Here is a 25,171-nt window from a genome sequence, read left to right as displayed (position 1 = left end):
CTGCCGGAGCAGGGCTTAGTGCAGTCTGTGAGTATTGTCGGGTGGCGGCTGCGCCTTACCCGACCTACAGGTTCGGCGGGCTTGTTAACTGTTTAACGCCGGCCGCTCGCTAATGGCGATACGCTGCGGCGCGATGGCTTCCGGCACGTTGCGGAGCAGGTCGATATGCAGCAGCCCGTTGGTAAACGTTGCGCCGGACACTTCCATATGGTCTGCCAGGGTAAAGCTCAGGCTAAACGGCTGATTAACCAGCCCCTGATGCAGCCATTTGGTCTCTGTCTCTTGTTTTTCCGGCGACCCTTTCACGGTCAGGCGCGTGCCTTCAAGCTGGATGTCCAGATCGTCCTGGCGGAAACCGGCCAGCGCAAGGGTAATGCGATAGTGGTTATCGTCGCTTTTTTCGATGTTGTACGGCGGAAACGTCTGTTGCTCGGTGGTGCTTTGCAGGGCGTTAGCCAGTTTGTCAAAACCAATCCACTGACGCAGCAGGGGGGATAAATCATAGTTACGCATACTAAATCTCCTTCTGAGAAGCGAGTTCGGCACAGTTCAATTTTGTGCGCAGTTGTTCCTGCAAATCCCGATGGATTCGCATATGCTCCCGTTACGGCAAGCAAGTCCGGGTGGGCCGCTCACGCGACCCGCGTAATTAGTTAATTTCGATACGACGCGGTTTTTTCTCTTCCGGAATCACACGTTCCAGTTCGATAAACAGCAGGCCGTTGACCAGGTTCGCGCCTTTAACGTGAATGTTCTCGGCTAACTGGAACTTGCGTTCAAAGTTGCGCTCGGCGATGCCCTGATAAAGGTAGGTACGTTCTTTCTGCTCGGCCGTATGGGAACCTTTCACCACCAGCAGGTTGTCCTGCGCGGTGATCTCCAGTTCGTTTTCTGCAAAACCGGCGACGGCAATGGCGATGCGGTAGTGGTTTTCGTCAACCAGCTCAACATTGTATGGAGGGTAGCCGTTGCTCTGGCTTTGGTTATTTTCTAAATGGTTAAACAGGCGGTCAAAACCAATTGCAGAACGGTATAGCGGAGAAAGATCGAAGTTACGCATAAATAAAACTCCTGAAATCAGCGAGAAATTGTAGCCTTCCACCATGGACAGGCCTTTGCGCCCCCGAACACCCATCAGGCGAGTTCGTTATCGGGTCACATTCTTAAAATGGGTCTGCAATCGGGCTTTTCAAGCACACCAACTGCACTTTTTTTTGCACTTTCCTGCATCTCGCTTAGACTGGGACAACAGCACAAAGGGTTAAATTGCGATGGCTGCCACAGTGCGGGGTTATCGGGCTATCCATTTTGGATAAGGCTCGCTATAACCCTGAGTTGCAGGTCTATGCAGTGCCATTAACGATGACTGAGTGATGATGAAAAATGTTCTGATAAAGCTGACGACGTTCAGCGGGGTTGTTTTACTTTGCGGGTGTTCGAGCGTGATGTCTCACACCGGCGGTAAAGAAGGAACATATCCGGGGACGCGCGCCAGCGCGGCGATGATCTCCGATGACGATACAAACTGGGGCACCAAATCCCTGGTTATCCTGGATATGCCGTTTACGGCCGTGGCGGATACGCTTCTGCTACCGTGGGATATGTTTCGTAAGGACAGCTCCGTGCGCTCACGGGTAGAAAAAAGCGAGCAGGAGAATCTGGCGACAAACGCCGTCATCCCGCCCGCAGAGATGCCTCCACGCTAGTGCTGCGCGGTTTCCGTTGCCCAAAGCTGACGGAAACCGCCCGTCTCTTCCATCCACGCAATAACGCGCCCGTCCGGGGAAAACACGACCGCATCAGCAGACGGCGGGTTACCGTGATCGGACGTTAAAAACGTCACCTCTCCGGTCTGCGCATCGCAGCAGGCGATCCGATTTTCGAGCACAAACCCCAGACGGTCGCCGGAAGGATGCCAGTTAAATGCAGACTGGATGCCGCTCTCAGTATGGGTTAACTGGTGTGGCTCGCCGCCCTCAGGAGAGATCAGCCACAGCTGCACAATGCCGTTATCATCCCGCATCAGAAACGCGATCTGCATCCCCTTCGGGTTACTGCGAACCCAGTGACGCGGCACGTTCACCAGCCCTGGATAACGGTTCTGGTGAGTGAAGGTCAATCGACGCTGCATCACGCCGTCAGGCGGCGCTGGCAGGGTCTCTGCGGTGCCCTGCAGCGGCGCATCGCCCGCACGCTTCCAGCCCTGCTCGTCTTTCGGCAGGTCGACGATAAACAGTTCGGGTACTTTTTCGCCCTGCGCAGAGAGGGTATCGCCGATAAACGCCAGCCTGTCGTTGCCCACCCAGCCCTCTTCATAAGCGCGGTTGATTTCATCGCTGCCCGGCTGTGGGTTAGGCGTCGTGCGGCTAACCAGCACGCTCCAGAAGGTTCCCGAATATTCACGGGGATGGTTCCCCTGCGGGTTCACCGGGCCGTAAGGCGCAGCCACGCCGACGTTGCGTAAATCAAGTTTAGGATCGCGCACGTGCAGGACATGGTCGTTATAGGTAAAGCTGACGAGCTGCCCGTTCGGGCTGAAGACATGGACGTGGCTGCCGCCGCGCAGCGCGCCTGGGGTGTAAGGCGCGGTGATGTCCATCGCGTCCAGGTTGCTCACCTGACCGTTTTGCGCAATCCCCCCCTGGCGATGATGAAAATCGTAGTGCCAGTCTGCGTCCGGGTTTTTCGGGCCGTGGATAAAGACATATTTCTCTTGTGCAGGATGAACGGTCACCACGCCGACGTGCGCGCCATCGGTGGCGCGATAAACCACCTCTACCTCACCCGTAACGACGTTGACCCGCTCGATGGTTTCACCGGTGAAGGACGCACCGGACGGGCGCACGTCGTAGACCAGCCACTGGCTGTCCGGCGTCCAGGTATTGATGTTAGTGAGCTGATGATGGTGGGAGGCGAAGGTGATTTGTTTCATGAGGATACCCTGATGCACGCTGAGTGCATCAGGGTAAAACATCCGCAGGGATTAGCCTACTCGTTTCACATCGCCCACCAGCAGGATGTAGGAGAGTGCCCCGATCAGCGCCACGGCAGAGATATAGACCAGCGCCGGGCCGAAGCCGTAGTCCTGCGCCAGGTAGCCGATGACCAGCGGTACGGTGATCCCGCCCAGCCCGCCGACGAAGTTGAACACGCCGCCGGTCAGGCCAATCAGCCGCATCGGCGCAAGAGACGACACCAGCGACCAGGTGATAGAGGCGAAGCCGTTACCGAAGAACGCCACCGCCATCAGGGTCATAATCCACACAGGGTCATTGGTGTAGTTGGCACCCATGATGCAGGTTGAGATCAGCAAGCCGCAGATAATCGGCGTTTTACGCGCCACGCCCAGCGAGTAGCCTTTTTTCACCAGCTTATCGGCCAGCCAGCCGGAGAGCAGTACGCCGAAAAACGCCGCGAGGAACGGCACGGTGGTCATAAAGCCCGCCTTCAGCGCCGTGATACCCTTTTCCTGGGTCAGATAGTTCGGGAACCAGGTCAGGAAGAACCACAGCGTGGAGGTCACTGCGAACTGGCCCAGATAAACGCCCACCAGCTTACGGTGGAAGACCAGCTTCCAGTCCGCTTTGGTCAGCGGCTGGCGCGCCTCTTTTTTCACCGGCGCATCGCCATCCACCAGGCCACCGCCGTCGCGGATGAAGTCCAGTTCGGCTTTGGTGATGCTTTTGGTCAGACGCGGCGGCTGGTAAACCTTGAACCAGATCAGCGACCAGATAATGCCAATCCCGCCGGTGACGATGAACACCCAGTGCCAGCTCAGCAGTTCCTGGATCCAGATCAGCAGCGGCGTCAGGAACGCCAGGCCAACGAATTGCCCGGAGGTGTAAAAGCCGACGGCAGACGCACGCTCGTGTTCCGGGAACCAGCTGGTCACCATGCGGTTGTTGGTGGGAAACGCGGGCGCTTCGAAAATTCCGGTGATGGCGCGCAGGCCAATCAGCGACATCAGCCCGGTCGCGAAGCCCTGGAACAGGGTCGCTACGGACCAGCCGAAAATGGCGATAAAGTAGGTCATACGTGAACCGACGCGGTCAAGGAACCAGCCGCCGGGGATCTGGCAGAGCGTATACAGCCAGGCAAACGCCGAGAAGACGTAGCCCATTTCCGCTTTGGTGATGCCAAACTCTTCCTGAATATGGGCCGATGCCACGGCAAGGTTGGCGCGGTCGACATAGCAAATGACCACGGTAATAAAGATCATAATCAGCGTCAGGTAGCGGCGACGCCCGGTTTTTGTAGCGGTAACAGGAATATCCATCGCAATCTGTCTCCAGATTTTGGGCATAGCGAAGCCGCTCACCATGCCCTGTAATTTACAGAGGGTTATATTTTTGTATGTACGTTTTTTTGCCCGGTGGCGCTGCGCTTACCGGGCCTACGGGATGGCGATTACCATTCCGCTACGCTGCCGTCCTCATGACGCCACAGTGGGTTACGCCAGTCCGGCGCATTTTTACTCAGCTCAATGACTTTGGCTTCGTCAATCTCTACGCCAAGGCCCGGCTTCGTTAACGGTTTAAAGAAACCGCCTTCCATGCTGAAGTCTTCTTTATTTTTCACAAAATCGAGCAGTTCCGCGCCCTTGTTATAGTGAATGCCCATGCTCTGCTCCTGGAACACCGCGTTGCGGGAGACAAAGTCGACGTGCAGACAGGCAGCCAGCGCGATTGGTCCGAGCGGGCAGTGCGGCGCCAGCGCCACATCGTAGGCTTCGGCCATCCCGGCAATTTTGTAGCATTCGGTGATGCCGCCCGCGTGAGAGAGATCCGGCTGCAGAATCGCAATGCCGCCCGCTTCGAGCACGCGTTTAAACTCGAAGCGCGAGAACATGCGTTCACCCGCCGCGATAGGAATGTGGGTCTGTTCTGCCAGCTTCGGATAGTACTCCGCCTGCTCGGCCAGCACCGGCTCTTCGATAAACAGCGGACGATGCGGCTCAAGCTCTTTGATCAGCACTTTGGCCATCGGCGCGCTGACGCGGCCGTGGAAATCCAGACCAAACTCGATCTCGTTGCCGAAGGCTTCACGGATTTGCGCCACGGTATTCACCGCGCGATCCACCGCGCGCGAGTTGTCGATAATGCCCATCTCTTCGCAACCGTTGAGCTTGAAGGTGTCGAAGCCGATGTTGCGCAGCTGCGTGATGCCGTCGATCACTTCCGCAGGACGGTCGCCGCCGACCCAGCTGTAGGCTTTTATTTTGTCGCGCACCAGGCCACCCATCAGCTGCCAGACCGGCGCGTTCAGCACTTTGCCTTTGATATCCCACAGCGCCTGGTCGATACCGGCGATGGCGCTCATCAGGATCGGTCCCCCGCGGTAGAAGCCCGCGCGGTACATTACCTGCCACAGGTCGTTGATGCGTGCCGGATCCTGACCAATCAGGTATTCCCCCAGCTCGTGCACCGCGGCTTCAACGGTGCGCGCACGCCCTTCAATCACCGGTTCGCCCCAGCCCACAACCCCTTCATCAGTCTCGATTTTCAGGAACATCCAGCGCGGGGGTAAACGGTACGTGGTGAGTTTGGTTATTTTCATTTCACTGCCTCTCGATACGCTTTCACAAATGCTGCCGCCTGCTGCGCGGTACGTTCCACGGACTGCCCGGCGCGATACAGATCGCTGCCCAGCCCCGCGCCCACACAGCCCGCGCTCATCCACTGGCCCAGGTTTTCTGGCGTTACGCCGCCCACGGCAAAGACCGGCACGCTGGCGGGTAAGATCGCTTTCAGCGCTTTGATGTAGTCCGGACCAAAGGCCGATGACGGGAAAATTTTGAGCGACTGTGCGCCCGCATCCAGAGCAGTAAAGGCTTCCGTGGCGGTGGCGCATCCCGGGCAGACGGTCATGCCGTAACCCACGGCGCGGCGGATCACCTCAGGCTGAATGTTGGGCGTGACGATAAGCCTGCAGCCCATTTTCGCCAGTTCATCCACCTGCTCCGGGTGCAGCACGGTGCCTGCGCCAATCAGCGCCTTCTCACCGAACGCCTCCACCACGGCCGAAATGCTTTTTTCCCATTCCGGCGAGTTGAGCGGGATTTCTACCGCGTCGAATCCGGCGTCGATAACCGCACCGACGTGGGCTAACGCCTCATCGGGCGTGATGCCGCGCAAAATCGCGATAAGGGGAAGATCAGTTTGCCACTGCATGAGCAATGCTCCTTATTCCTGCCTGAAATGCCGTGTCGCCGGATACCGTTGAAACGTTACGCCCAACGGCGCGAAACGCCTGCTCGTAGCGCGACGTTAGCGATGCGCCGGCGACAAGGGTGATGGCCTGCTCGTGCGCGACGAAATCACGCATGCTGGCGATTTCTGCGCCAATCAGCAGGCCGGAGAGAAATTCGCTGACCTGTTCGCGCGGGAGATTTCCCAGTACGTGCGAGGCGCGAACCTCAAAAAGCTGCGGCAAAACATCAGGGGAAGCGATCCCACGTTCAAGCCCGGCAGCAAATGCCTCTGACGAGGCTTCCTGCTCCGGCAAACCGGCTCCCACCAGTGAATGGTTGAGCAGTAAATGGTGCAGTTCGCCGGTCATTACGGTGCGAAAATCGTGGATTTGCTCAGCGTCGGCCTGGACCCACTTGCAGTGCGTCCCGGGCATGACGTAGACAGAAGAAGGAGAAAGCGTGCGCGCGCCAAGCAGCTGCGTCTCTTCGCCGCGCATCACGTTATGGTTATCGTCGCGAGAGACGCACAAACCGGGAATGATCCAGATATTGTCGCCAACGGACGTTAACTGCTCGCCAATAGCGGAAAAATGGGCAGGAACAGGCAGATATGGCGCGACTTTCCAGCCTACGTTACTGCCGACCATGCCCGCCATTACCACCGGCGTGGCGCTGTCGCGCCAGTGTTGTGTGACCTCTGCTAACACCGCCTCGGGGGATTTACCGTTCAGGCGCGTCACGCCTGCTTCTGATTGCCTGCTCTCCAGGCACTGCTCGCCCTGGTACAGCCAGGCGCGCAGATTGGTCGATCCCCAGTCAATTGCGATGTAGCGAGATGTCATGTGATTTCCTTCAGCCTTCGTGTCGAGCTGGCAATCATGGTAAGTGCCGCCTGCTCTGCCGCATCGCCGTCCTGATGCCGTATCGCATCGAACAGCGCTTTATGTTCCTGGAGCGTTTTCGGCATGTTGGCCTCATCGCCCATCCAGGTACGTTCAAATACTGCTCGCTGTAGCGAGCTGATCGCCACGCTAAGCTGCTGTAATACTGGGTTATGCACCGACTCCAGCACCGCTTCGTGATAGCGAATGTCCGCCTCGTTAAACGCCTCCCGGTTCTGGTTATTGGCGATCATGTCGTTTAAAGCCGACTCAATCTGGGCCAAATCGCCGGAGGTTGCGCGTTCCGCCGCCCAGCGGGCGATGGCCGGTTCCACAAGGTTTCGGACTTCGCTCATCGCGCCGATAAGCCGCGGGTCGTAGTCGTTTTCCAGCACCCACTGCAGTACGTCGGTATCGAGGTAGTTCCACTGGTTGCGCGGGGCAACAAACGCGCCGCGGTACCGTTTCATTTCAATGAGCCGCTTCGCCATCAGCGAGCGGAACACTTCCCGGATGATGTTGCGCGAGGTTTCAAACTCCTCACACAGTTCAGCCTCTGCTGGCAGCGGCGAACCGGGAACGTATTTGCCCCCCACAATCTGGGTGCCCAGCGTGATGACGATGCGATCGGTTTTATTGAGAGTCATGGAGAGTCCTTGTGCTCTGTATGTCCATCACTACTTTACCGCGACCGCTGAATTTCACCTCACTTTTGCAGTACAAACGTGAGAGAGTTCGTCTTTGCCGTGGTGACAATGTAGTACAATCAATTAATGTTGTACTACAATCAAGATCACAAAAAGAACAATCCAATAAATTCAGCGCAAAAAAAAGCCCCGGTTAATAACCGAGGCTTATTATTTAGAGCGACTGTTACTGCAGCACAAATTTCTCGATCGCGTAGGCAACGCCGTCTTCGAGGTTGGATTTGGTCACAAAATTAGCCACTTCTTTCACCGACGGGATCGCGTTATCCATCGCCACGCCCATACCCGCGAACTCGATCATCGCGATGTCATTTTCCTGGTCCCCCAGCGCCATGATCTCTTCCGGCTTGATACCCAGCGCATCAGCGAGCGATTTCACGCCGGTGCCTTTAGTGACGCGTTTATCGAGAATTTCGAGGAAGTACGGCGCGCTTTTCAGCACGGTGTACTTCTCTTTTACCTCGGCCGGAATGCGCGCAATCGCTTTATCCAGAATCTCCGGCTCGTCGATCATCATCACTTTCAGGAACTGCGTCGCCGGGTCCATTTTCTCCGCTTCACAGAACACCAGCGGAATGGTCGCAACGTAGGATTCATGTACCGTGTAGTAGCTGATATCGCGGTTGGCGGTATAGAGCGTATTGCGATCGAGCGCGTGGAAGTGGGACCCCACGTCGCGGGACAGTTTTTCCAGGAACAGGTAGTCATCGTAGCTCAGCGCGGTTTGCGCAACCGTACTGCCATCTGCGGCTTTCTGCACCAGCGCGCCGTTATAGGTGATGCAGTAGTCGCCAGGCTGATTCATGTGCAGCTCTTTCAGGTAGCTGTGTACGCCCGCATACGGACGGCCCGTGGTCAGGACCACATTCACGCCCTTTGCGCGCGCCGCAGCGATCGCGTTTTTAACGGCTGGAGAGATGGTGTGGTCTGGCAGCAGCAGCGTGCCGTCCATGTCGATTGCAATGAGTTTGATAGCCATGAGTTCCCCGGGATAAATGAGTGCTGCCTCATGCTAACGCGATTAAGCCCACAAAAATAGAGCTACATTGCGCAACAGAAACACCCCTTTTACGCTTATCCCGGGGAACAAAGGCTTACTCGCGGGTGAGAACGATTTTACCGAACGCGCCGCGGTCGAGGTGTTCAAACGCCTGTTCAAGCTCGTTAAAACGGTAGCGATGTTCGATCACCGGCTTCAGTCCGGTCACATCCACGGCGCGGATAAAATCTTCCAGCGCCCGACGATGGCCTACGCCAATCCCCTGAATGACGGGGGATTTCAGCAACAGTTCGCCAGCAGAGAGCGTAATCTCCGTCCCGGCCAGCACGCCGATAACGGAGATACGTCCGTGAACGGCAACGGCACGCAGGGAATGCTTCAGGTTCTCGCCACCTACGGTTTCAATAATATGGTCGATGCCGCGATCCTGCGTGAGCGCCAGCGTATTTTCAGCCCAGTCGCCTTTCAGCCGGTTGATGCCCTGGCTGGCCCCCAGCGTTTTGGCCAGCGCCAGTTTTTCATCGCTCCCCGAGGTGACAAACACCTCCGCACCGTGGGCTTTTGCAATTTGCAGGGCGAATATCGCTACGCCGCCCGTGCCCTGCACCAGTATCGATTGCCCGGCGCGGAGCTGGCCGCGCTCCACCAGCGCAAACCAGGCGGTAAGTCCTGCGCAGGGTAAGGTGCTGGCCTCGGCGTCATCCAGGGTCTCCGGGGAGGCCGCCAGCGCGTCTTCATTCACAATCACATACTCGGACAGCATGCCCTGGAAGTATCCGCCGGACGTTTTATAGGGCAGATTGCGCGCGTCCGCCTGCGGTTTACCGTCGAGCCACTCGGGAAAGAAGGTTGAGATGACGCGCGCGCCGGGTTTGAAGCGCGTAACGCCTTCACCAATGCTGTCCACCACGCCCGCCATGTCAGACGCCGGGGTAAACGGGAAGGAAAGCGGGATCGGCATGGTGCCTTCAACAACCATTTTATCGCGATAGTTAAGCGCAACGGCATTCACCCGTACGCGCACTTCACCCGGGCCTGGCTGTGGAACAGGCGCCTGAGTCAGCTTGAGGTTCTCGCGCCCGAGGGCGTCCATGGACCAGCGTTGCATTGTCTCTGTCATTTTATTTCTCCTGCCATCAGATGAGCTTTAGTCCTGACAGTCTACCGTTGACTAAAGGTCGCCAGTGGCGATAAGTTTTCCCTTTATTGACGCCATAATAGATACAATCCATGACCGATACGCTGAAGGATATTCCTGTTTTTGTGGCTGCCGTTGAGGCGGGAAGTTTTGCTCAGGCCGCAGTTCGCCTGCATTTGTCACGCTCGGCGGTAGGAAAAAGCATCGCTCGCCTCGAAGAGAGGCTGGGGGTACGCCTGTTTCAGCGCACCACCCGCAGCCAGAGTCTGACCGATAACGGCGCCCTTTTTTATGAACGCTGCCTGCGCGCGCTGGAGGAGATCCGAGGCGCGGAATCGCTGCTTGAAACAGGGAAACAGCAGGTCAGCGGCCGCCTGCGCGTTGCCATGCCGGTGCTGTTTGGCCGCCAGTGTGTCGCCCCGCTGCTGATAGCGCTGGCGCAGGAACACCCAGGGCTTGAACTGGAAATGTCGTTCAGCGACCGCGTGGTGGATCTCGTCGAGGAAGGGTTTGATATGGCGGTGCGTAACGGCACGCTTCAGGACAGCAGCGTTCTGGTCGCCAGGAAACTGGGGGAACACCGCATGGTGCTGTGCGCCGCGCCGGATTATCTGCTGAAGAAAGGCCAGCCGCAAAGCGTTGATGATTTATCCCAGCATACGGCGATTAACTATCTGCGCGCAGGCAGAGTGTTGTCCTGGCAACTGATGGATAACGAAGGAACGTCGCACACCTTTACACCCCGATCGTCGCTCAATATGGATGATTTGCAGGCGATTTGCGACGCTGTACTGGCCGGACACGGCATTGCATGGCTACCCTGCTGGATGGTCGTCAAAGATATTCACCAGGGTAAACTCGTCCCGCTCCTGAAGCAGGCACCGGATGTGCATTTCGACGTTCATGCGGTCTGGCAGCAGACGCCGCACCTGCCGCTGAGGGTAAGAATGGCGATAGATACGCTGGCGAGCCGTTTACCGTCCGTGATGTCGCTGGATATGCCTGCGCCCACAAAAAAGCCGCGCTAAAAGCGCGGCCAGTTATCGTGCGGTATAACGACGATTAAATATCGATATTTGCCGCTTTCAGGGCGTTCTCTTCGATGAAGGCACGACGTGGTTCAACCGCGTCGCCCATCAGGGTAGTGAACAGCTGGTCAGCAGCAATCGCGTCTTTAACGGTTACGCGCAGCATGCGGCGACTTTCCGGATCCATGGTGGTTTCCCACAGCTGATCCGGGTTCATTTCGCCCAGACCTTTATAACGCTGGATCGCGAGGCCACGACGGGACTCTTTCACCAGCCATTCCAGCGCCTGCTCGAAGCTGGCTACCGGCTGGCGACGTTCGCCACGTTCGATGAACGCATCGTCTTCGATCAGCCCGCGCAGCTTCTCGCCGAGCGTGCAGATACGACGATATTCCGGACCGGTCACAAACTCGTGTTCCAGCGGGTAGTCAGTATCAACGCCGTGGGTACGCACGCGAATAATAGGCTCGAACTGCTTATCGGCGTTCTGCTGGATATCGCATTTCCACATGCTGCCGTGCTGCTCTTTCTCGTTCAGATCGGTCACCAGGGCATTCACCCAGCGGGTCACGGTCTGCTCGTCGCTCAGATCGGCTTCGGTCAGGGTTGGCTGATAAACCAGCTCCTTCAGCAGCGTTTTCGGATAGCGGCGTTCCATACGCGTGATCATTTTCTGCGTGGCGTTGAACTCGGACACCAGACGCTCCAGCGGCTCACCGGCCAGTGCAGGGGCGTGAGAGTTCGCATGCAGGGTCGCGCCATCAAGGGCGATCGCGATTTGGTACTGATCCATCGCTTCGTCGTCTTTAATGTACTGTTCCTGCTTGCCTTTCTTCACTTTGTACAGCGGCGGCTGTGCAATATAGACGTGGCCACGTTCAACGATTTCAGGCATCTGACGATAGAAGAAGGTCAACAGCAGCGTACGAATGTGCGAGCCATCGACGTCCGCATCGGTCATGATGATGATGCTGTGGTAGCGCAGTTTGTCCGGGTTGTACTCATCACGGCCGATGCCGCAGCCCAGCGCGGTGATGAGCGTCGCCACTTCCTGAGAAGAGAGCATCTTGTCGAAACGGGCTTTCTCAACGTTGAGGATTTTACCCTTCAGCGGCAGGATAGCCTGGTTCTTACGGTTACGGCCCTGCTTCGCAGAACCGCCCGCGGAGTCCCCTTCCACGAGGTACAGTTCAGACAGCGCCGGGTCGCGTTCCTGGCAGTCAGCCAGTTTGCCCGGCAGGCCTGCTAAGTCCAATGCGCCTTTACGACGGGTCATTTCACGGGCTTTACGCGCCGCTTCACGGGCACGCGCCGCATCAATAATTTTGCCCACCACGATTTTCGCGTCGGACGGGTTTTCCAGCAGGTATTCGCTCAGCAGTTCGTTCATCTGCTGTTCAACCGCCGATTTCACCTCGGAAGAGACCAGCTTGTCTTTGGTCTGTGAGGAGAACTTCGGATCCGGCACCTTCACGGAGACAACGGCAATCAGGCCTTCACGGGCGTCATCACCGGTGGCGCTGACTTTCGCTTTCTTGCTGTAGCCTTCTTTGTCCATGTAGGCGTTCAGGGTACGGGTCATCGCCGCACGGAAGCCTGCAAGGTGAGTACCACCGTCACGCTGTGGAATGTTGTTGGTGAAGCAGTAGATGTTTTCCTGGAAACCGTCGTTCCACTGCAGCGCCACTTCCACGCCGATACCGTCTTTTTCGGTGGAGAAGTAGAAGATATTCGGGTGAATTGGCGTTTTGTTCTTGTTCAGATACTCAACGAACGCTTTGATACCACCTTCGTAATGGAAGTGGTCTTCTTTGCCGTCACGCTTGTCTTTCAGGCGAATAGAGACGCCGGAGTTCAGGAACGACAGTTCACGCAGGCGTTTCGCCAGGATGTCGTACTCGAATTCGGTGACGTTGGTGAAGGTTTCGTGGCTCGGCCAGAAGCGTACCAGGGTACCGGTTTTGTCGGTATCGCCGGTAACGGCCAGCGGCGCCTGCGGCACGCCGTGCGTATAGAGCTGACGGTGAATTTTGCCTTCGCGCTGGATAACCAGCTCCAGCTTCTGCGACAGGGCGTTAACCACGGAGACGCCTACGCCGTGCAGGCCGCCGGAAACTTTATAGGAGTTATCGTCGAACTTACCGCCTGCGTGCAGCACGGTCATGATCACTTCCGCAGCAGAGACGCCCTCTTCCGGGTGAATACCCGTTGGGATGCCACGACCATCATCGGTGACGGAGACGGAGTTGTCCGCATGGATGGTGACCACGATGTCTTTACAGTGACCCGCGAGCGCTTCGTCGATAGCGTTATCTACCACCTCGAATACCATGTGGTGCAGACCGGTGCCGTCATCCGTGTCGCCGATATACATACCCGGGCGCTTACGCACCGCATCCAGCCCTTTCAGGACTTTGATACTGGAGGAGTCATAAGAATTCGACATCAACGTTTCTCGCTCATTTCAACTTGGGTTAATCCGTTATTTTACCCTTTTCCACGGTAAACATCTTCGAATTTTCGTCCGACATGTCTATAACGTGTTCAGCGCTAATGGCGCTGACGAAAACCTGCGACTGCGTGGCTTTTAAGCGGCTGGCAAGCAGCCCGCGCCGCGCGTCGTCGAGTTCCGAGGCAAAATCATCTATCAGGTACAGGCAGCGTCTTCCGCTCTCGCGGGTGAGAAACTCTCCCTGTGCCAGGCGCAGCGCACACATCAGGAGCTTGAGCTGCCCGCGCGACAGCGTGTCTTCCACCGGCGCACCGTCGGCACGTATGCGGAAATCCGCCTTGTGCGGGCCGTGCGCGGTGTAGGTCAACATGCGGTCGCGCTCGAAGTTTCTCTCTAACACCTCGGCATAATCCGTCTCTTTCTCCCAGCCGCGCTGGAAGGAGAAGGTGAGAGAGAATTCGGGTAAAAACTGTTTGCAGGTGTCGGCCATGTCTTCGGCGATACCTGCGCTGTATTCGGCACGCCAGCGGCTGATTTGTTCCGCGAGAGGGATTAACTCCATGTCCCACGGACGCAGCTGGGCGTAACGAGTAACCTGGCGCAACGCGGCGTTACGCTGCTTGAGCAGACGCTTCAGGTTGCTCCAGGCGTTAAAGAAACCGGCTTCGTTGTGAAAGCATCCCCAGTCGAGGAACGCTCTTCTGTATTTGGGGCCGCCGTTGAGTAAAGTAAACCCCTCCGGCGTAATCAGCTGCATTGGCATCAGCAGCGCCAGCTCGGCTACTTTGTGACCGTCGGTGCCGTCGATGCGCACCTTGCTGTCGCCCTGCTTGTCTTTGGTCAGGCCGATGGCGGTTTCCCGCTCCGCCCCCTGCAAACGCCCGTGCAGAACAAAGGCTTCCTGCTCGTGGCGAATGACGCGACCAATCTGCAAACTGCGAAACGCCCGACCGTGGCCGAGCGTATAGATGGCCTCAAGCACGCTGGTTTTGCCGCTGCCGTTTGCGCCAACCAGGAAGTTAAAGCCAGGGGATAAAGCGAGATCCGCGCTTTCGATATTGCGAAAGTCGCGGATCAACAGACGGGTGAGCGACATTACAGTCTCATTGGCATGACAACATAAGCCGCGCTTTGGCTGGCCGCATCTTCAATCTGTACGCTTGAAACGGAGTCGGTCAGCAGAATGCGAACGTTCTCGCATTTCAGTGCATTAAGCACATCCAGCACGTAGCTGACGTTAAAGCCGATTTCCATCTCGGTTCCGGCGTAGGTGACGTCCAGAATTTCTTCTGCCTCTTCCTGCTCCGGGTTGTTAGCGGTGATTTTGATCTGGTTTTCACTCACGTACAGCCGCACGCCGCGGAATTTCTCGTTAGAGAGAATGGCCGCACGGGCAAACGCCTGCTTAAGGCTATCGCAGCCTGCTTCAAGCGTTTTGTCCGGATTCTTCGGCAATACGCGGCGATAATCCGGGAAACGACCGTCAACCAGCTTAGACGTGAAGACAAAATCGCCCACGTGTGCGCGGATGTTGTTGCTACCGATCTGCACGCGCAGCGGCGTGTCGCCACCGTCGAGCATACGCATCAGCTCAATCACCCCTTTACGCGGCACGATCACCGAATGGTTTGGCAGTGAATCGCCAATCGGCATAGAACAGACCGCCAGACGGTGGCCGTCGGTCGCCACGGTACGCAGCTCTTCACCTTCGGTTTCGAACAGCATGCCGTTTAAGTAGTAACGAACGTCCTGATGCGCCATGGAGAACTGCGTGGCTTCAATCAGACGCTTCATCGTCGCCTGTGGCAGAGTAAATTCAACTTCACTCTGCCAGTCGTCCAGGTTCGGGAAGTCCGCAGCAGGCAGCGTGGAGAGCGAGAAACGGCTGCGGCCAGAGCGCACCAGCATACGGTCGCCTTCCAGCTGCACCGCGATTTCAGCGCCTTCCGGCAGCCCGCGGCAGATGTCAAAGAATTTACGTGCCGGAACCGTGGTCGCGCCCGCATCGTGCGGCTGCGTCAGCGTAACGCGCGCGATCATTTCCATTTCCAGATCTGTACCGGTCAGCGACAGCGTACCGTCCGCGACCTGAAGCAGCAGGTTTCCGAGAATAGGCAGCGTTGGGCGGCCACCTAATGGGCCACTCACCTGTTGCAGCGGTTTTAATAAATGTTCACGTTCAACGGTAAATTTCATAGCGTCACGATGATAATGTTCTGATTAGATTGGAAAAATCTTCTTTTATGTCGTGGCTTTCTTCGCGTAACTGCTCAATCTTGCGACAGGCGTGCAGCACGGTCGTATGGTCACGGCCACCAAACGCATCCCCGATTTCCGGCAGACTGTGGTTGGTTAACTCCTTAGCCAGCGCCATCGCCATCTGACGCGGACGCGCCACCGAGCGGGAACGGCGTTTAGACAGTAAATCTGCCACTTTGATCTTGTAGTACTCAGCCACCGTCTTTTGAATATTGTCGATAGTGACCAGTTTTTCCTGCAATGCCAGCAAATCTCGCAGCGCTTCACGCACAAAATCGATGGTGATCGCACGACCGGTGAAGTTGGCATTGGCGATAACGCGGTTCAGTGCCCCTTCCAGCTCACGCACGTTGGAGCGCAGACGCTTGGCAATGAAGAACGCCACTTCGCCCGGCAGGCGAATGTCGTTTTCATCGGCTTTCTTCATCAGGATCGCGACGCGAGTTTCCAGCTCCGGTGGCTCGATCGCCACGGTCAGGCCCCAGCCGAAGCGGGATTTCAGACGATCTTCAACGCCGTTGATCTCTTTTGGATAACGATCCGAGGTCAAAATGATCTGCTGATTGCCTTCCAGCAGGGCATTGAAGGTGTGGAAAAACTCTTCCTGCGATCGTTCTTTATTGGCAAAGAACTGAATGTCATCGATGAGCAGCGCGTCAACAGAACGATAGTAGCGTTTAAACTCTTCGATCGCATTGTTTTGCAGGGCTTTTACCATGTCCTGAACGAAGCGTTCGGAGTGCATATACACCACTTTGGCATTGGGCTTGCGCGCCATAATGCCGTTGCCCACCGCATGCAGCAGGTGCGTTTTACCCAGGCCCGTGCCGCCATAAAGGAACAGCGGGTTGTAGGCCCCACCGGGATTATCAGCAACCTGACGAGCCGCCGCGCGCGCCAGCTGGTTCGACTTACCTTCAACGAAGTTATCGAACGTGTGTTTCACGTTGACGTTAGAGCGGTAGGTTGGCTCAGCCGGTGCAGGGACATTATCCCAGCCCTGACGAGCGGGTGCGACGCGAGGGGCCGGAGCAGGAGCAGCCTGAGCAGGCGCTGCTACGTTCACGGTTTCACGAACGGTTTGGGTGACCGGCTTTGTGCCCACTTCAAAGCGCAGCTGCGGGGCATCTGACCCGCAGAAATCGTTTAGCAGTCCATTGATGTTATTAAGGTACTTGTCCCTTACCCAATCGAGCACAAAACGGTTTGGCGCATACAAAGCCAGCGTGTTATCGCTCAGTTCCGCCTGCAACGGGCGGATCCACATACTGAATTCTGTGGCTGGTAACTCATCCTGCAATCGGGCAAGACACTGCTGCCAAAGCGAAAGTGACACGGCGGACTCCACTCGAACAATAAAAGAAAACTTATTGAATATTCATGATTGTTGGCGCACATCGACATGACCCTGTGTAAAGGGGGACGTGCGAATTGCTATCTGCAATTTATCCTGACCAGGATCCTGGGATCCCGATCGGGACCGCGGATCATAGCCTAAACTGAGCCAGAGATCTTCTGTTTCTCACAGATTCTTCCCGATTTATCCACAGGAAGATCCGAAACCGGGTAAGTGTAAACGATCCTGGCGCGAGTGCCCCGCGATTTAGTCCGCATATTGGAAAAATTAATGAGCACAGACAATTTATTGCTTAAATGATCTAACGAAGATCCGGGACGATCCTTGCGCTTTATCGTCGAGCCCGTATAATCCTCGACCCGGCGCGTGATGCTCATCTTCCTGCGTCGTCCGTTGCTCATTTTCCACGCGAAAACGTGCGGAAATACGCGGGAAATAAGGAAAGAGAATTGACTCCGGAGTGTACAATTATTACAATCCGGCCTCTTTAATCACCCACGCTGAGGCGTTAGTCGTTCGAAACTCGTTCGGGTATACGCAAAAGTCAGTGAATTTATTCAAGTTTAGGTAGAAATCGCCATGAAACGCACTTTTCAACCGTCTGTACTGAAGCGCAACCGTTCTCACGGCTTCCGTGCTCGTATGGCTACTAAAAATGGTCGTCAGGTTCTGGCACGTCGTCGTGCTAAAGGCCGCGCTCGTCTGACCGTTTCCAAGTAATAAAGCTAACCCCTGAGTGGTTAAGCTAGCATTTCCCAGGGAGTTACGTTTGTTAACTCCCGCTCATTTCACTTTCGTCTTCCAGCAGCCACTACGGGCTGGCACGCCGCAAATCACCATCCTCGGCCGCCAAAATTCGCTGGGGCATCCCCGCATCGGTCTCACAGTCGCCAAGAAAAATGTTAAGCGTGCGCATGAACGCAATCGGATTAAACGTCTGACGCGTGAAAGCTTCCGTTTACGTCAGCACGAACTGCCTTCAATGGATTTCGTGGTGGTGGCGAAGAAAGGGGTTGCCGACCTCGATAACCGTGCTCTCTCGGAAGCGTTGGAAAAATTATGGCGCCGCCACTGTCGCCTGGCTCACGGGTCCTGATAGCCCTCATTCGGGTCTATCAACGCCTGATTAGTCCGCTACTCGGGCCGCACTGCCGTTTCACACCAACATGCTCAAGCTACGGAATTGAGGCATTGCGCAGGTTTGGAGTGATAAAAGGCAGTTGGTTGACGGTGAAACGCGTATTAAAATGCCACCCTTTACACCCCGGTGGAGACGACCCCGTCCCCCCAGGACCCTTTGATACCAGAGAACACTAACGATGGATTCGCAACGCAATCTTCTTATCATCGCTTTGTTGTTCGTGTCTTTCATGATCTGGCAGGCATGGGAGCAGGATAAAAATCCTCAACCCCAGCAGCAGACCACGCAGACTACGACCACCGCAGCGGGTAGCGCCGCCGACCAGGGCGTACCGGCCAGTGGCCAGGGGAAACAGATTACGGTTAAGACCGATGTGCTTGAGCTGACAATCAACACCCGTGGTGGTGATGTTGAGCAGGCGCTGCTGTTGACCTACCCGAAAGAGCTGAAGTCTAACGAACCGTTCCAGTTACTGGAAACCACGCCTGAGTTTATCTACCAGGCGCAGAGCGGCCTGACCGGTCGTGATGGCCCGGATAACCCGGCTAACGGTGCGCGTCCACTGTATACCGTCGAGAGCGACACCTTTGTGCTGGCTGATGGCCAGAACGAACTCGCGATCCCGATGACGTACACCGACGCCGCAGGCAACACCTTCACCAAAACCTTCACCCTGAAACGCGGTGAATATGCGGTGAACGTGGGCTACAGCGTACAGAACGCCAGTGCGAAACCGCTGGAACTGTCGACCTTTGGCCAGCTGAAGCAGTCCATCAATCTGCCGTCTCACCGTGACACCGGAAGCAGCAACTTTGCGCTGCATACCTTCCGTGGCGCGGCGTACTCCACGCCAGACGCGAAGTATGAGAAATACAAATTCGACACCATTGCCGATAACGAAAACCTGAACGTCAGCGCTAAAGGCGGTTGGGTGGCAATGCTGCAGCAGTATTTCGCCACTGCGTGGGTGCCAAATAACGACGGTACCAACAACTTCTATACCGCGAACCTGGGTAACGGTCTTGCAGCCATCGGCTACAAATCTCAGCCGGTTCTGGTTCAGCCGGGTCAAACCGGTAAGATGGCAAGCACCCTGTGGGTCGGCCCGGAAATTCAGGACAAAATGGCCGCTGTTGCGCCGCACCTGGATCTGACCGTCGACTACGGTTGGTTGTGGTTCATCTCTCAGCCGCTGTTCAAGCTGCTGAAGTTCATCCACAGCTTCCTGGGTAACTGGGGCTTCTCCATCATCGTTATCACCTTCATCGTTCGTGGCATCATGTACCCGCTGACTAAAGCGCAGTACACCTCCATGGCGAAGATGCGTATGCTGCAGCCGAAGATTGCGGCGATGCGCGAGCGTCTGGGCGATGACAAACAGCGTCAGAGCCAGGAAATGATGGCCCTGTATAAAGCAGAGAAAGTAAACCCACTGGGTGGTTGCTTCCCGCTGCTGATTCAGATGCCAATCTTCCTTGCGCTGTACTACATGCTGATGGGTTCCGTTGAGCTGCGCCACGCGCCGTTCGCACTGTGGATCCATGACCTGTCCGCACAGGACCCGTACTACATCCTGCCGATCCTGATGGGCGTGACGATGTTCTTCATCCAGAAGATGTCGCCGACCACCGTGACCGACCCGATGCAGCAGAAGATCATGACCTTTATGCCGGTCATCTTCACCGTGTTCTTCCTGTGGTTCCCGTCAGGTCTGGTGCTGTACTATATCGTCAGCAACCTGGTGACCATCATCCAGCAGCAGCTGATTTACCGTGGTCTGGAAAAACGTGGCCTGCATAGCCGCGAAAAGAAAAAGTCCTGATTCGGTAAGTTAACGCTAAAATAAGGGCGGTCGATTGACCGCCTTTTTTATTTGTATTGAACGAGACCAACCATGAGCCATAACGACACTATCGTCGCCCAGGCAACCCCACCGGGACGCGGTGGTGTAGGCATTCTGCGCATCTCCGGCCTGAAGGCGCGCGAGGTGGCCGAAGCGGTGCTGGGTAAACTGCCAAAGCCGCGCTACGCTGATTACCTGCCGTTTAAAGACACCGACGGCACGCCGCTGGACCAGGGCATTGCGCTGTGGTTCCCCGGCCCGAACTCCTTTACCGGCGAAGACGTGCTGGAGCTACAGGGCCACGGCGGCCCGGTTATCCTCGACCTGCTGTTAAAACGTATTCTGACCCTGCCAGGCCTGCGCATTGCGAAGCCGGGCGAGTTCTCCGAGCGTGCTTTCCTCAACGACAAGCTCGACCTGGCGCAGGCCGAAGCGATTGCAGACCTGATCGACGCCAGCTCTGAACAGGCGGCCCGCTCCGCGCTTAACTCGCTGCAGGGCGCATTCTCAGCCCGCGTAAATCACCTTGTGGAAGCACTTACTCACCTGAGGATCTACGTGGAAGCGGCTATCGACTTCCCGGACGAGGAGATTGACTTCCTCTCTGACGGTAAAATCGAAGCGCAGCTCAACCAGGTGATGAACGATCTCGACGCCGTGCGTGCCGAAGCACGCCAGGGCAGCCTCCTGCGTGAAGGGATGAAAGTGGTGATTGCCGGACGTCCTAACGCCGGGAAATCGAGCCTGCTGAACGCCCTGGCGGGACGTGAAGCGGCAATCGTCACCGACATTGCCGGCACCACCCGCGACGTGCTGCGCGAGCATATCCACATCGACGGGATGCCGCTGCATATTATCGACACAGCGGGCCTGCGCGATGCCAGCGACGAAGTGGAGCGCATCGGTATCGAACGCGCCTGGCAGGAGATCGAGCAGGCCGACCGCGTGCTGTTTATGGTGGACGGTACCACGACCGACGCCGTGGACCCGGCAGAGATCTGGCCAGACTTTATTGCCCGTCTGCCGGCCAAGCTGCCAATCACCGTGGTGCGTAACAAAGCGGACGTCACCGGCGAAACGCTGGGCATCAGCGATGTGAATGGTCACTCACTGATTCGCCTGTCGGCGCGAACCGGTGAAGGCGTTGACGACCTGCGTAATCACCTCAAGCAGAGCATGGGCTTTGATACCAGCATGGAAGGCGGCTTCCTGGCGCGTCGTCGTCATCTGCAGGCGCTGGAAGAGGCGGCGAACCACCTGGTTCAGGGTAAAGCGCAGCTGATCGGCGCGTGGGCGGGCGAGCTGCTGGCGGAAGAGCTGCGCCTGGCGCAGCAGAATCTGAGCGAGATCACCGGGGAGTTTACGTCGGACGATCTGCTGGGACGGATCTTCTCGAGCTTCTGTATTGGTAAATAATGCCCGCTCATTGATGGTGATTTCCTCCCAGGAAATCACCATTGTCCAAATGGCAACTCGCCTAATCCCTTTTCACCCCCTATCCTGCATGCCTGCATCTATGGGGGGTTTATGGCGCGTTTTCTGTTTTGTAGTTTTGCATTAGTTCTGCTTTATCCGTCTGGTATTGATATGTATCTGGTGGGATTACCGCATATCGCCCGCGATCTGGGCGCCAGCGAAGCGCAGCTGCACATCGCGTTTTCGGCCTACCTCGCGGGGATGGCGTCGTCGATGGTGTTTGCCGGGAAGATCGCGGATAAGGCAGGCCGTCAGCCTGTCGCCATAACGGGTGCCATCATTTTTGCCCTGGCCTCTCTTCTCTGCTCACAGGCGCAGAACAGCACCTTGTTCCTGACCGGACGGTTTATCCAGGGCATTGGAGCCGGGGGCTGCTACGTCGTCGCGTTTGCGATTTTGCGCGATACCCTAAGCGCCCAGCGTCGCGCTAAGGTGCTGTCGATGCTGAACGGAATTACCTGCATCATCCCGGTGCTGGCGCCGGTAGTGGGATATCTGATCATGCTGAAATTCCCGTGGCAGAGCCTGTTCTGGACCATGGCGGCCATGGGCGCGCTGGTGTTTATCCTGTCCATCTCCGTGCTGAAAGAGACCCACCCGGGCTCGCAGAATACCGGTCATACCCCAACGATTCACCCAGCCGAGAAGCTGCTTAACCGCTTCTTCCTCAGTCGTCTGGCCGTGACCACGTTAAGCGTGGCGGTGATCCTGACCTATGTAAACGTTTCCCCGGTTTTACTGATGGAAACCATGGGCTTCGATCGGGGTGAGTATTCAACGGTGATGGCATTAACCGCCATGGTCAGTATGGCGGTCTCGTTCTCCACCCCGTTTGCGCTAAATGTTTTCAGCCAACGCGCGTTAATGCTGACCTCACAGGTTTTATTCCTCACGGCGGGCGTGCTCCTGGCGACCGCCAGCTCACATGCGGTGATGCTGGTGGGTATTACCCTCATTTGTGCCGGGTTCTCGGTTGGCTTTGGCGTGGCGATGAGTCAGGCGCTTGGCCCCTTCTCGCTGCGGGCAGGCGTGGCAAGCTCGGTGCTGGGGATTGCGCAGGTCTGCGGCTCGTCGCTGTGGATTTGGCTGGCGGCGGTCATCGGGCTTAACGCGCTGAATATGCTGATCGGGGTTCTGATTGGCTGTAGCATACTGTGCATTACCTTACTTATGGTCATCCGGCCCGCGGCGAATTATGAAGAAGCCCATCAGCAGTCTCGATCTTAACCTGTTGCTGTGCCTGCAGCTTTTGCTGCAGGAGCGCAGCGTCACCAAAGCCGCGAAGCGGATGAACGTGACGCCGTCGGCGGTGAGTAAATCACTGGCCAAGCTGCGCGACTGGTTTGACGACCCGCTGTTTGTCAAAACGCCATTAGGACTGCTGCCAACCCCGCTGACGGTAAGCCTGGAGCAGGATCTGGCCGAGTGGATGCAAATCGGCAACCAGATCCTCGATAAATTCCACCATGATTCGCCAGGCGGGCTGACGTTTGTGCTGGCAGCCGAAACGCCGTTGATGCTGATCCGCTTTAACGCCCTGCTGGAGCAGGTGAACCAGCGCTATCCGCAGGCTACGGTGAAGATGCGTCACTGGGATTACGATTCGCTGGATGCCATTACGCGTGGAGAGGTGGATCTTGGCTTTACCGGCCGAGAAACGCATCCGCGCTCCCGTGAGCTGCTGAAGCTGTTGCCGTGGTTTATTGACTACGAGATCCTGTTTAGTGACCGCCCCTGCGTGTATCTGCGTGAGGATCACCCCGCGCTTCAGGATGAATGGAACCTCGAAACCTTCCTGCGCTATCCGCATATCAGTATCTTCTGGGAACGCAGCGACACCTGGGCGCTGGACGAAGTGCTAAAGGAGATGGGGCGAGAGAGAAATATCGCCATGTGCCTGCCGGGCTTTGAGCAGTCGATGTTTATGGCAGCCCAGCCCGGGCATAACTATATCGCCACGGCTCCGTACTACTGCCACCACTACAATCAACTCCACCAGCGGAAGCTGATCGCGCTTCCTATTCCCATTGATGAAGCCCAGGCTGAAAAGCTTACCGTTCCCTTCACGCTGATCTGGCATAAACGGAACAGCCATAATCCGAAAATCCTCTGGCTGCGGGAGACCATCAAGGCGCTGTACGGTGCCACCGATCCAATTTTTGCCTAAGAAAATGTAAAGTTCGGTCCTAAGGCTTCTCTTACTCCCATTTACTGATTAAAACAGGAGTCAAGTTAAGCGATAATCATGTAACCGTTTAACCGATTACGACCATTATCAAGGAGCGAAAAATGGCTACGCACTTTGCAAGAGGGATACTTACGGAAGGACGTCTCGTATCGGCAAGAATTTCTTCAGCCTGTCACAGTGAAGCACTCACTCTCCCGGAGCACCGCAGAACGCGGTTTTTAGGGTCCAGAGCGCTTCTCGCAGAACTGCTGTTTATGCTGTACGGCACCAGCGAGCTGCCGGACATCATTACCCAACCCGAAGGCCGCCCGGTCTTTGCCGACCCGGATCTCCCTCGTTTTTCGATTGCCTACGCGGGCAATATCATTGGCGTCGCGCTGACCACCGAAGGGGATTGTGGGCTCGACATGGAGCTTCAGCGCGCGACGCGCAGCTTCCATGGCGGTAATGCGCATGAAGACTATCCGCTCTCCAGCAATGAGAAGCTGTGGGTACGCAACCAGAACGATCCTGTCGAAGCCAGAGCCCAGCTCATTACCTTGCGCCAGAGCATTCGCAAACTCTGTGGATGCGCCTCAGACGACGCCAGCCTGCTGCAGCTGCTGCCAGGCTCCGGACGTCTTCGTGCCACCCAAGCCACGCTGGTAGAGGCGCTCAGTGACGCAGAGGATGTGCTCATTTGGTCCATTGCGGTTACCCCCGCCATCGAACGCATGAAAATCTGGGAATTTGACAGTCAACAGGGATGGCGTAGCCTTCCTGATGTGCCCGAGCGCGCCAACGAGCCCGCCGCACGCCTGATGCGTTTAACCAGTTTACCGGCAGAAAAAGCATTCACCCTTAGCTGATCCAATCAGGGTCATCATGATGAAACAGGAGTAATCATGTCTGATACGTTGAAAGTAGTTACGTTACTGGGAAGCCTGCGCAAAGGTTCATTTAACGGGATGGTTGCCCGCACGCTGCCACAGCTGGCACCGGCAGGAATGGAAATTAGCGCCCTGCCGTCTATTGGCGATATTCCGCTGTATGATGCAGACGTGCAGCAGGAAGAGGGTTTCCCGCAGAGCGTTGAGGCGCTGGCAGAGCAGATCCGCCAGGCTGACGGCGTGGTCATCGTCACGCCGGAGTATAACTACTCTGTTCCGGGTGGCCTGAAGAATGCCATCGACTGGCTGTCCCGTTTACCCGAGCAGCCGCTGTCCGGCAAACCGGTGCTGATCCAGACCAGCTCAATGGGCGCGATTGGCGGCGCGCGCTGCCAGTATCATCTGCGCCAGATCCTGGTATTCCTGGATGCGATGGTGATGAACAAGCCGGAATTTATGGGCGGTGTGATTCAGAACAAAGTCGACCCGCAAACGGGTGAAGTGGTGGATCAGAGCACGCGCGATCATCTGTCTGGCCAGCTGACGGCGTTTGGGGATTATATTAAGCGGGTTAAAGCCTGATAAAAAAGCCCGGTGGCGCTAGCGCTTACCGGGCCTACACTCGTCAGTAGGTCAGGTAAG

General features: G+C 56.7%; 25 protein-coding genes and 1 other annotated feature. Of the genes, 11 read left to right on the top strand and 14 right to left on the bottom strand.

The features are described 5' to 3' along the window. Nucleotides 1–84 precede the first annotated feature (84 nt). Together ibpB and ibpA are read right to left on the bottom strand one after the other, a co-directional pair. On the bottom strand, nucleotides 85–513 hold the full coding sequence (ibpB, locus tag AB8846_RS12165) for a small heat shock chaperone IbpB (RefSeq protein WP_023333939.1): 429 nt from the start codon (nucleotides 511–513) through the stop codon (nucleotides 85–87). Between the two features lie 136 nt (nucleotides 514–649). Next, complete coding sequence (gene ibpA, locus AB8846_RS12160; RefSeq protein WP_008500162.1) at nucleotides 650–1,060, bottom strand: small heat shock chaperone IbpA; 411 nt, start codon at nucleotides 1,058–1,060, stop codon at nucleotides 650–652. Continuing rightward, nucleotides 1,054–1,125, bottom strand: a sequence feature (ROSE (Repression Of Heat Shock gene Expression) occurs in the 5'-region of heat shock genes and acts as an RNA thermometer to modulate expression.). It overlaps the preceding gene by 7 nt. A gap of 248 nt (nucleotides 1,126–1,373) precedes the next feature. Here ibpA and AB8846_RS12155 point away from each other — a divergent pair. Continuing rightward, nucleotides 1,374–1,706 (top strand): YceK/YidQ family lipoprotein, encoded by a 333-nt coding sequence (locus AB8846_RS12155; RefSeq protein ID WP_032640291.1) that lies wholly within the window; start codon nucleotides 1,374–1,376, stop codon nucleotides 1,704–1,706. On the opposite strand, the gene AB8846_RS12150 is transcribed toward AB8846_RS12155, so the two are convergent. The 8 genes from AB8846_RS12150 to AB8846_RS12115 form a co-directional block, all read right to left on the bottom strand. After that, nucleotides 1,703–2,932: a DUF3748 domain-containing protein gene (locus tag AB8846_RS12150; RefSeq protein WP_370732783.1), complete on the bottom strand. Its 1,230-nt coding sequence runs from the start codon at nucleotides 2,930–2,932 to the stop codon at nucleotides 1,703–1,705. The two genes, AB8846_RS12155 and AB8846_RS12150, sit on opposite strands and share 4 nt — an antisense overlap. Before the next feature lie 51 nt (nucleotides 2,933–2,983). Beyond that, nucleotides 2,984–4,321: an MFS transporter gene (locus AB8846_RS12145; RefSeq protein ID WP_370732782.1), complete on the bottom strand. Its 1,338-nt coding sequence runs from the start codon at nucleotides 4,319–4,321 to the stop codon at nucleotides 2,984–2,986. Nucleotides 4,322–4,407: 86 nt separating this feature from the next. Next, nucleotides 4,408–5,556 carry a galactonate dehydratase gene (gene dgoD / locus AB8846_RS12140; RefSeq protein ID WP_370732781.1) on the bottom strand — a complete coding sequence of 383 codons (1,149 nt, stop codon included), beginning with the start codon at nucleotides 5,554–5,556 and terminating at the stop codon, nucleotides 4,408–4,410. After that, a complete protein-coding gene (locus AB8846_RS12135; RefSeq protein WP_370732780.1) occupies nucleotides 5,553–6,170 on the bottom strand; it encodes a 2-dehydro-3-deoxy-6-phosphogalactonate aldolase in 618 nt (205 codons plus the stop codon). The genes dgoD and AB8846_RS12135 overlap by 4 nt, the downstream gene beginning before the upstream one ends. Next, a complete protein-coding gene (locus AB8846_RS12130; protein WP_370732779.1) occupies nucleotides 6,154–7,032 on the bottom strand; it encodes a 2-dehydro-3-deoxygalactonokinase in 879 nt (292 codons plus the stop codon). Before AB8846_RS12130 ends, AB8846_RS12135 begins: the two co-directional genes overlap by 17 nt. After that, on the bottom strand, nucleotides 7,029–7,718 hold the full coding sequence (gene dgoR, locus AB8846_RS12125; protein ID WP_063145113.1) for a D-galactonate utilization transcriptional regulator DgoR: 690 nt from the start codon (nucleotides 7,716–7,718) through the stop codon (nucleotides 7,029–7,031). The genes AB8846_RS12130 and dgoR overlap by 4 nt, the downstream gene beginning before the upstream one ends. 226 nt (nucleotides 7,719–7,944) lie before the next feature. Then, the gene (gene yidA, locus AB8846_RS12120) at nucleotides 7,945–8,757 is read right to left on the bottom strand and encodes a sugar-phosphatase (protein ID WP_063145112.1); all 813 of its coding nucleotides are present in this window, start codon (nucleotides 8,755–8,757) and stop codon (nucleotides 7,945–7,947) included. Nucleotides 8,758–8,872: 115 nt separating this feature from the next. Then, nucleotides 8,873–9,898: an NAD(P)-dependent alcohol dehydrogenase gene (locus tag AB8846_RS12115; RefSeq protein WP_370732778.1), complete on the bottom strand. Its 1,026-nt coding sequence runs from the start codon at nucleotides 9,896–9,898 to the stop codon at nucleotides 8,873–8,875. 110 nt (nucleotides 9,899–10,008) lie between these two features. Between AB8846_RS12115 and AB8846_RS12110 the strand changes: the two genes are divergently transcribed. Then, on the top strand, nucleotides 10,009–10,944 hold the full coding sequence (locus tag AB8846_RS12110) for a LysR substrate-binding domain-containing protein (RefSeq protein WP_370732777.1): 936 nt from the start codon (nucleotides 10,009–10,011) through the stop codon (nucleotides 10,942–10,944). A 34-nt stretch (nucleotides 10,945–10,978) separates the two neighbouring features. On the opposite strand, the gene gyrB is transcribed toward AB8846_RS12110, so the two are convergent. Genes gyrB through dnaA form a run of 4 tightly spaced genes read right to left on the bottom strand, consistent with a single transcriptional unit; the run spans nucleotide 10,979 to nucleotide 16,991 of the window. Next, entirely contained in the window at nucleotides 10,979–13,390 is a 2,412-nt protein-coding gene (gene gyrB, locus AB8846_RS12105) for a DNA topoisomerase (ATP-hydrolyzing) subunit B (protein ID WP_331413964.1), read from the bottom strand. 28 nt (nucleotides 13,391–13,418) lie between these two features. Continuing rightward, entirely contained in the window at nucleotides 13,419–14,492 is a 1,074-nt protein-coding gene (gene recF / locus AB8846_RS12100) for a DNA replication/repair protein RecF (protein ID WP_063145108.1), read from the bottom strand. After that, entirely contained in the window at nucleotides 14,492–15,592 is a 1,101-nt protein-coding gene (dnaN, locus tag AB8846_RS12095; RefSeq protein WP_010426557.1) for a DNA polymerase III subunit beta, read from the bottom strand. Before dnaN ends, recF begins: the two co-directional genes overlap by 1 nt. 4 nt (nucleotides 15,593–15,596) lie before the next feature. Beyond that, nucleotides 15,597–16,991 carry a chromosomal replication initiator protein DnaA gene (gene dnaA / locus AB8846_RS12090; RefSeq protein ID WP_010426558.1) on the bottom strand — a complete coding sequence of 465 codons (1,395 nt, stop codon included), beginning with the start codon at nucleotides 16,989–16,991 and terminating at the stop codon, nucleotides 15,597–15,599. 600 nt (nucleotides 16,992–17,591) lie between these two features. On the opposite strand from dnaA, the gene rpmH reads away from it, so the two are divergent. From rpmH to AB8846_RS12045, 9 genes are all read left to right on the top strand, one after another. Next, nucleotides 17,592–17,732, top strand: coding sequence for a 50S ribosomal protein L34 (gene rpmH / locus AB8846_RS12085; RefSeq protein WP_000831330.1), 141 nt, complete (start codon nucleotides 17,592–17,594; stop codon nucleotides 17,730–17,732). A 16-nt stretch (nucleotides 17,733–17,748) separates the two neighbouring features. After that, nucleotides 17,749–18,108 carry a ribonuclease P protein component gene (gene rnpA, locus AB8846_RS12080; RefSeq protein WP_032640303.1) on the top strand — a complete coding sequence of 120 codons (360 nt, stop codon included), beginning with the start codon at nucleotides 17,749–17,751 and terminating at the stop codon, nucleotides 18,106–18,108. Next, nucleotides 18,072–18,329: a membrane protein insertion efficiency factor YidD gene (gene yidD, locus AB8846_RS12075; protein ID WP_001307474.1), complete on the top strand. Its 258-nt coding sequence runs from the start codon at nucleotides 18,072–18,074 to the stop codon at nucleotides 18,327–18,329. Before rnpA ends, yidD begins: the two co-directional genes overlap by 37 nt. 2 nt (nucleotides 18,330–18,331) lie before the next feature. Then, on the top strand, nucleotides 18,332–19,975 hold the full coding sequence (gene yidC / locus AB8846_RS12070; protein ID WP_029741445.1) for a membrane protein insertase YidC: 1,644 nt from the start codon (nucleotides 18,332–18,334) through the stop codon (nucleotides 19,973–19,975). A gap of 72 nt (nucleotides 19,976–20,047) precedes the next feature. Then, entirely contained in the window at nucleotides 20,048–21,412 is a 1,365-nt protein-coding gene (gene mnmE / locus AB8846_RS12065) for a tRNA uridine-5-carboxymethylaminomethyl(34) synthesis GTPase MnmE (protein ID WP_023333930.1), read from the top strand. Between the two features lie 111 nt (nucleotides 21,413–21,523). Next, entirely contained in the window at nucleotides 21,524–22,699 is a 1,176-nt protein-coding gene (locus AB8846_RS12060) for an MFS transporter (protein ID WP_370732776.1), read from the top strand. Beyond that, the gene (gene yidZ / locus AB8846_RS12055) at nucleotides 22,668–23,639 is read left to right on the top strand and encodes an HTH-type transcriptional regulator YidZ (protein ID WP_370732775.1); all 972 of its coding nucleotides are present in this window, start codon (nucleotides 22,668–22,670) and stop codon (nucleotides 23,637–23,639) included. Before AB8846_RS12060 ends, yidZ begins: the two co-directional genes overlap by 32 nt. Nucleotides 23,640–23,761: 122 nt before the next feature. Further along, a complete protein-coding gene (locus tag AB8846_RS12050; protein ID WP_370732774.1) occupies nucleotides 23,762–24,508 on the top strand; it encodes a 4'-phosphopantetheinyl transferase superfamily protein in 747 nt (248 codons plus the stop codon). 36 nt (nucleotides 24,509–24,544) lie between these two features. Beyond that, nucleotides 24,545–25,111: an NADPH-dependent FMN reductase gene (locus AB8846_RS12045; protein WP_014833835.1), complete on the top strand. Its 567-nt coding sequence runs from the start codon at nucleotides 24,545–24,547 to the stop codon at nucleotides 25,109–25,111. Nucleotides 25,112–25,171 lie beyond the last annotated feature (60 nt).

It is taken from the genome of Enterobacter sp. KB-221C9 (genome assembly GCF_041320715.1).
GTDB lineage: Bacteria > Pseudomonadota > Gammaproteobacteria > Enterobacterales > Enterobacteriaceae > Enterobacter > Enterobacter asburiae_D.
This window is presented reverse-complemented; position numbering and strand designations above follow the sequence as displayed.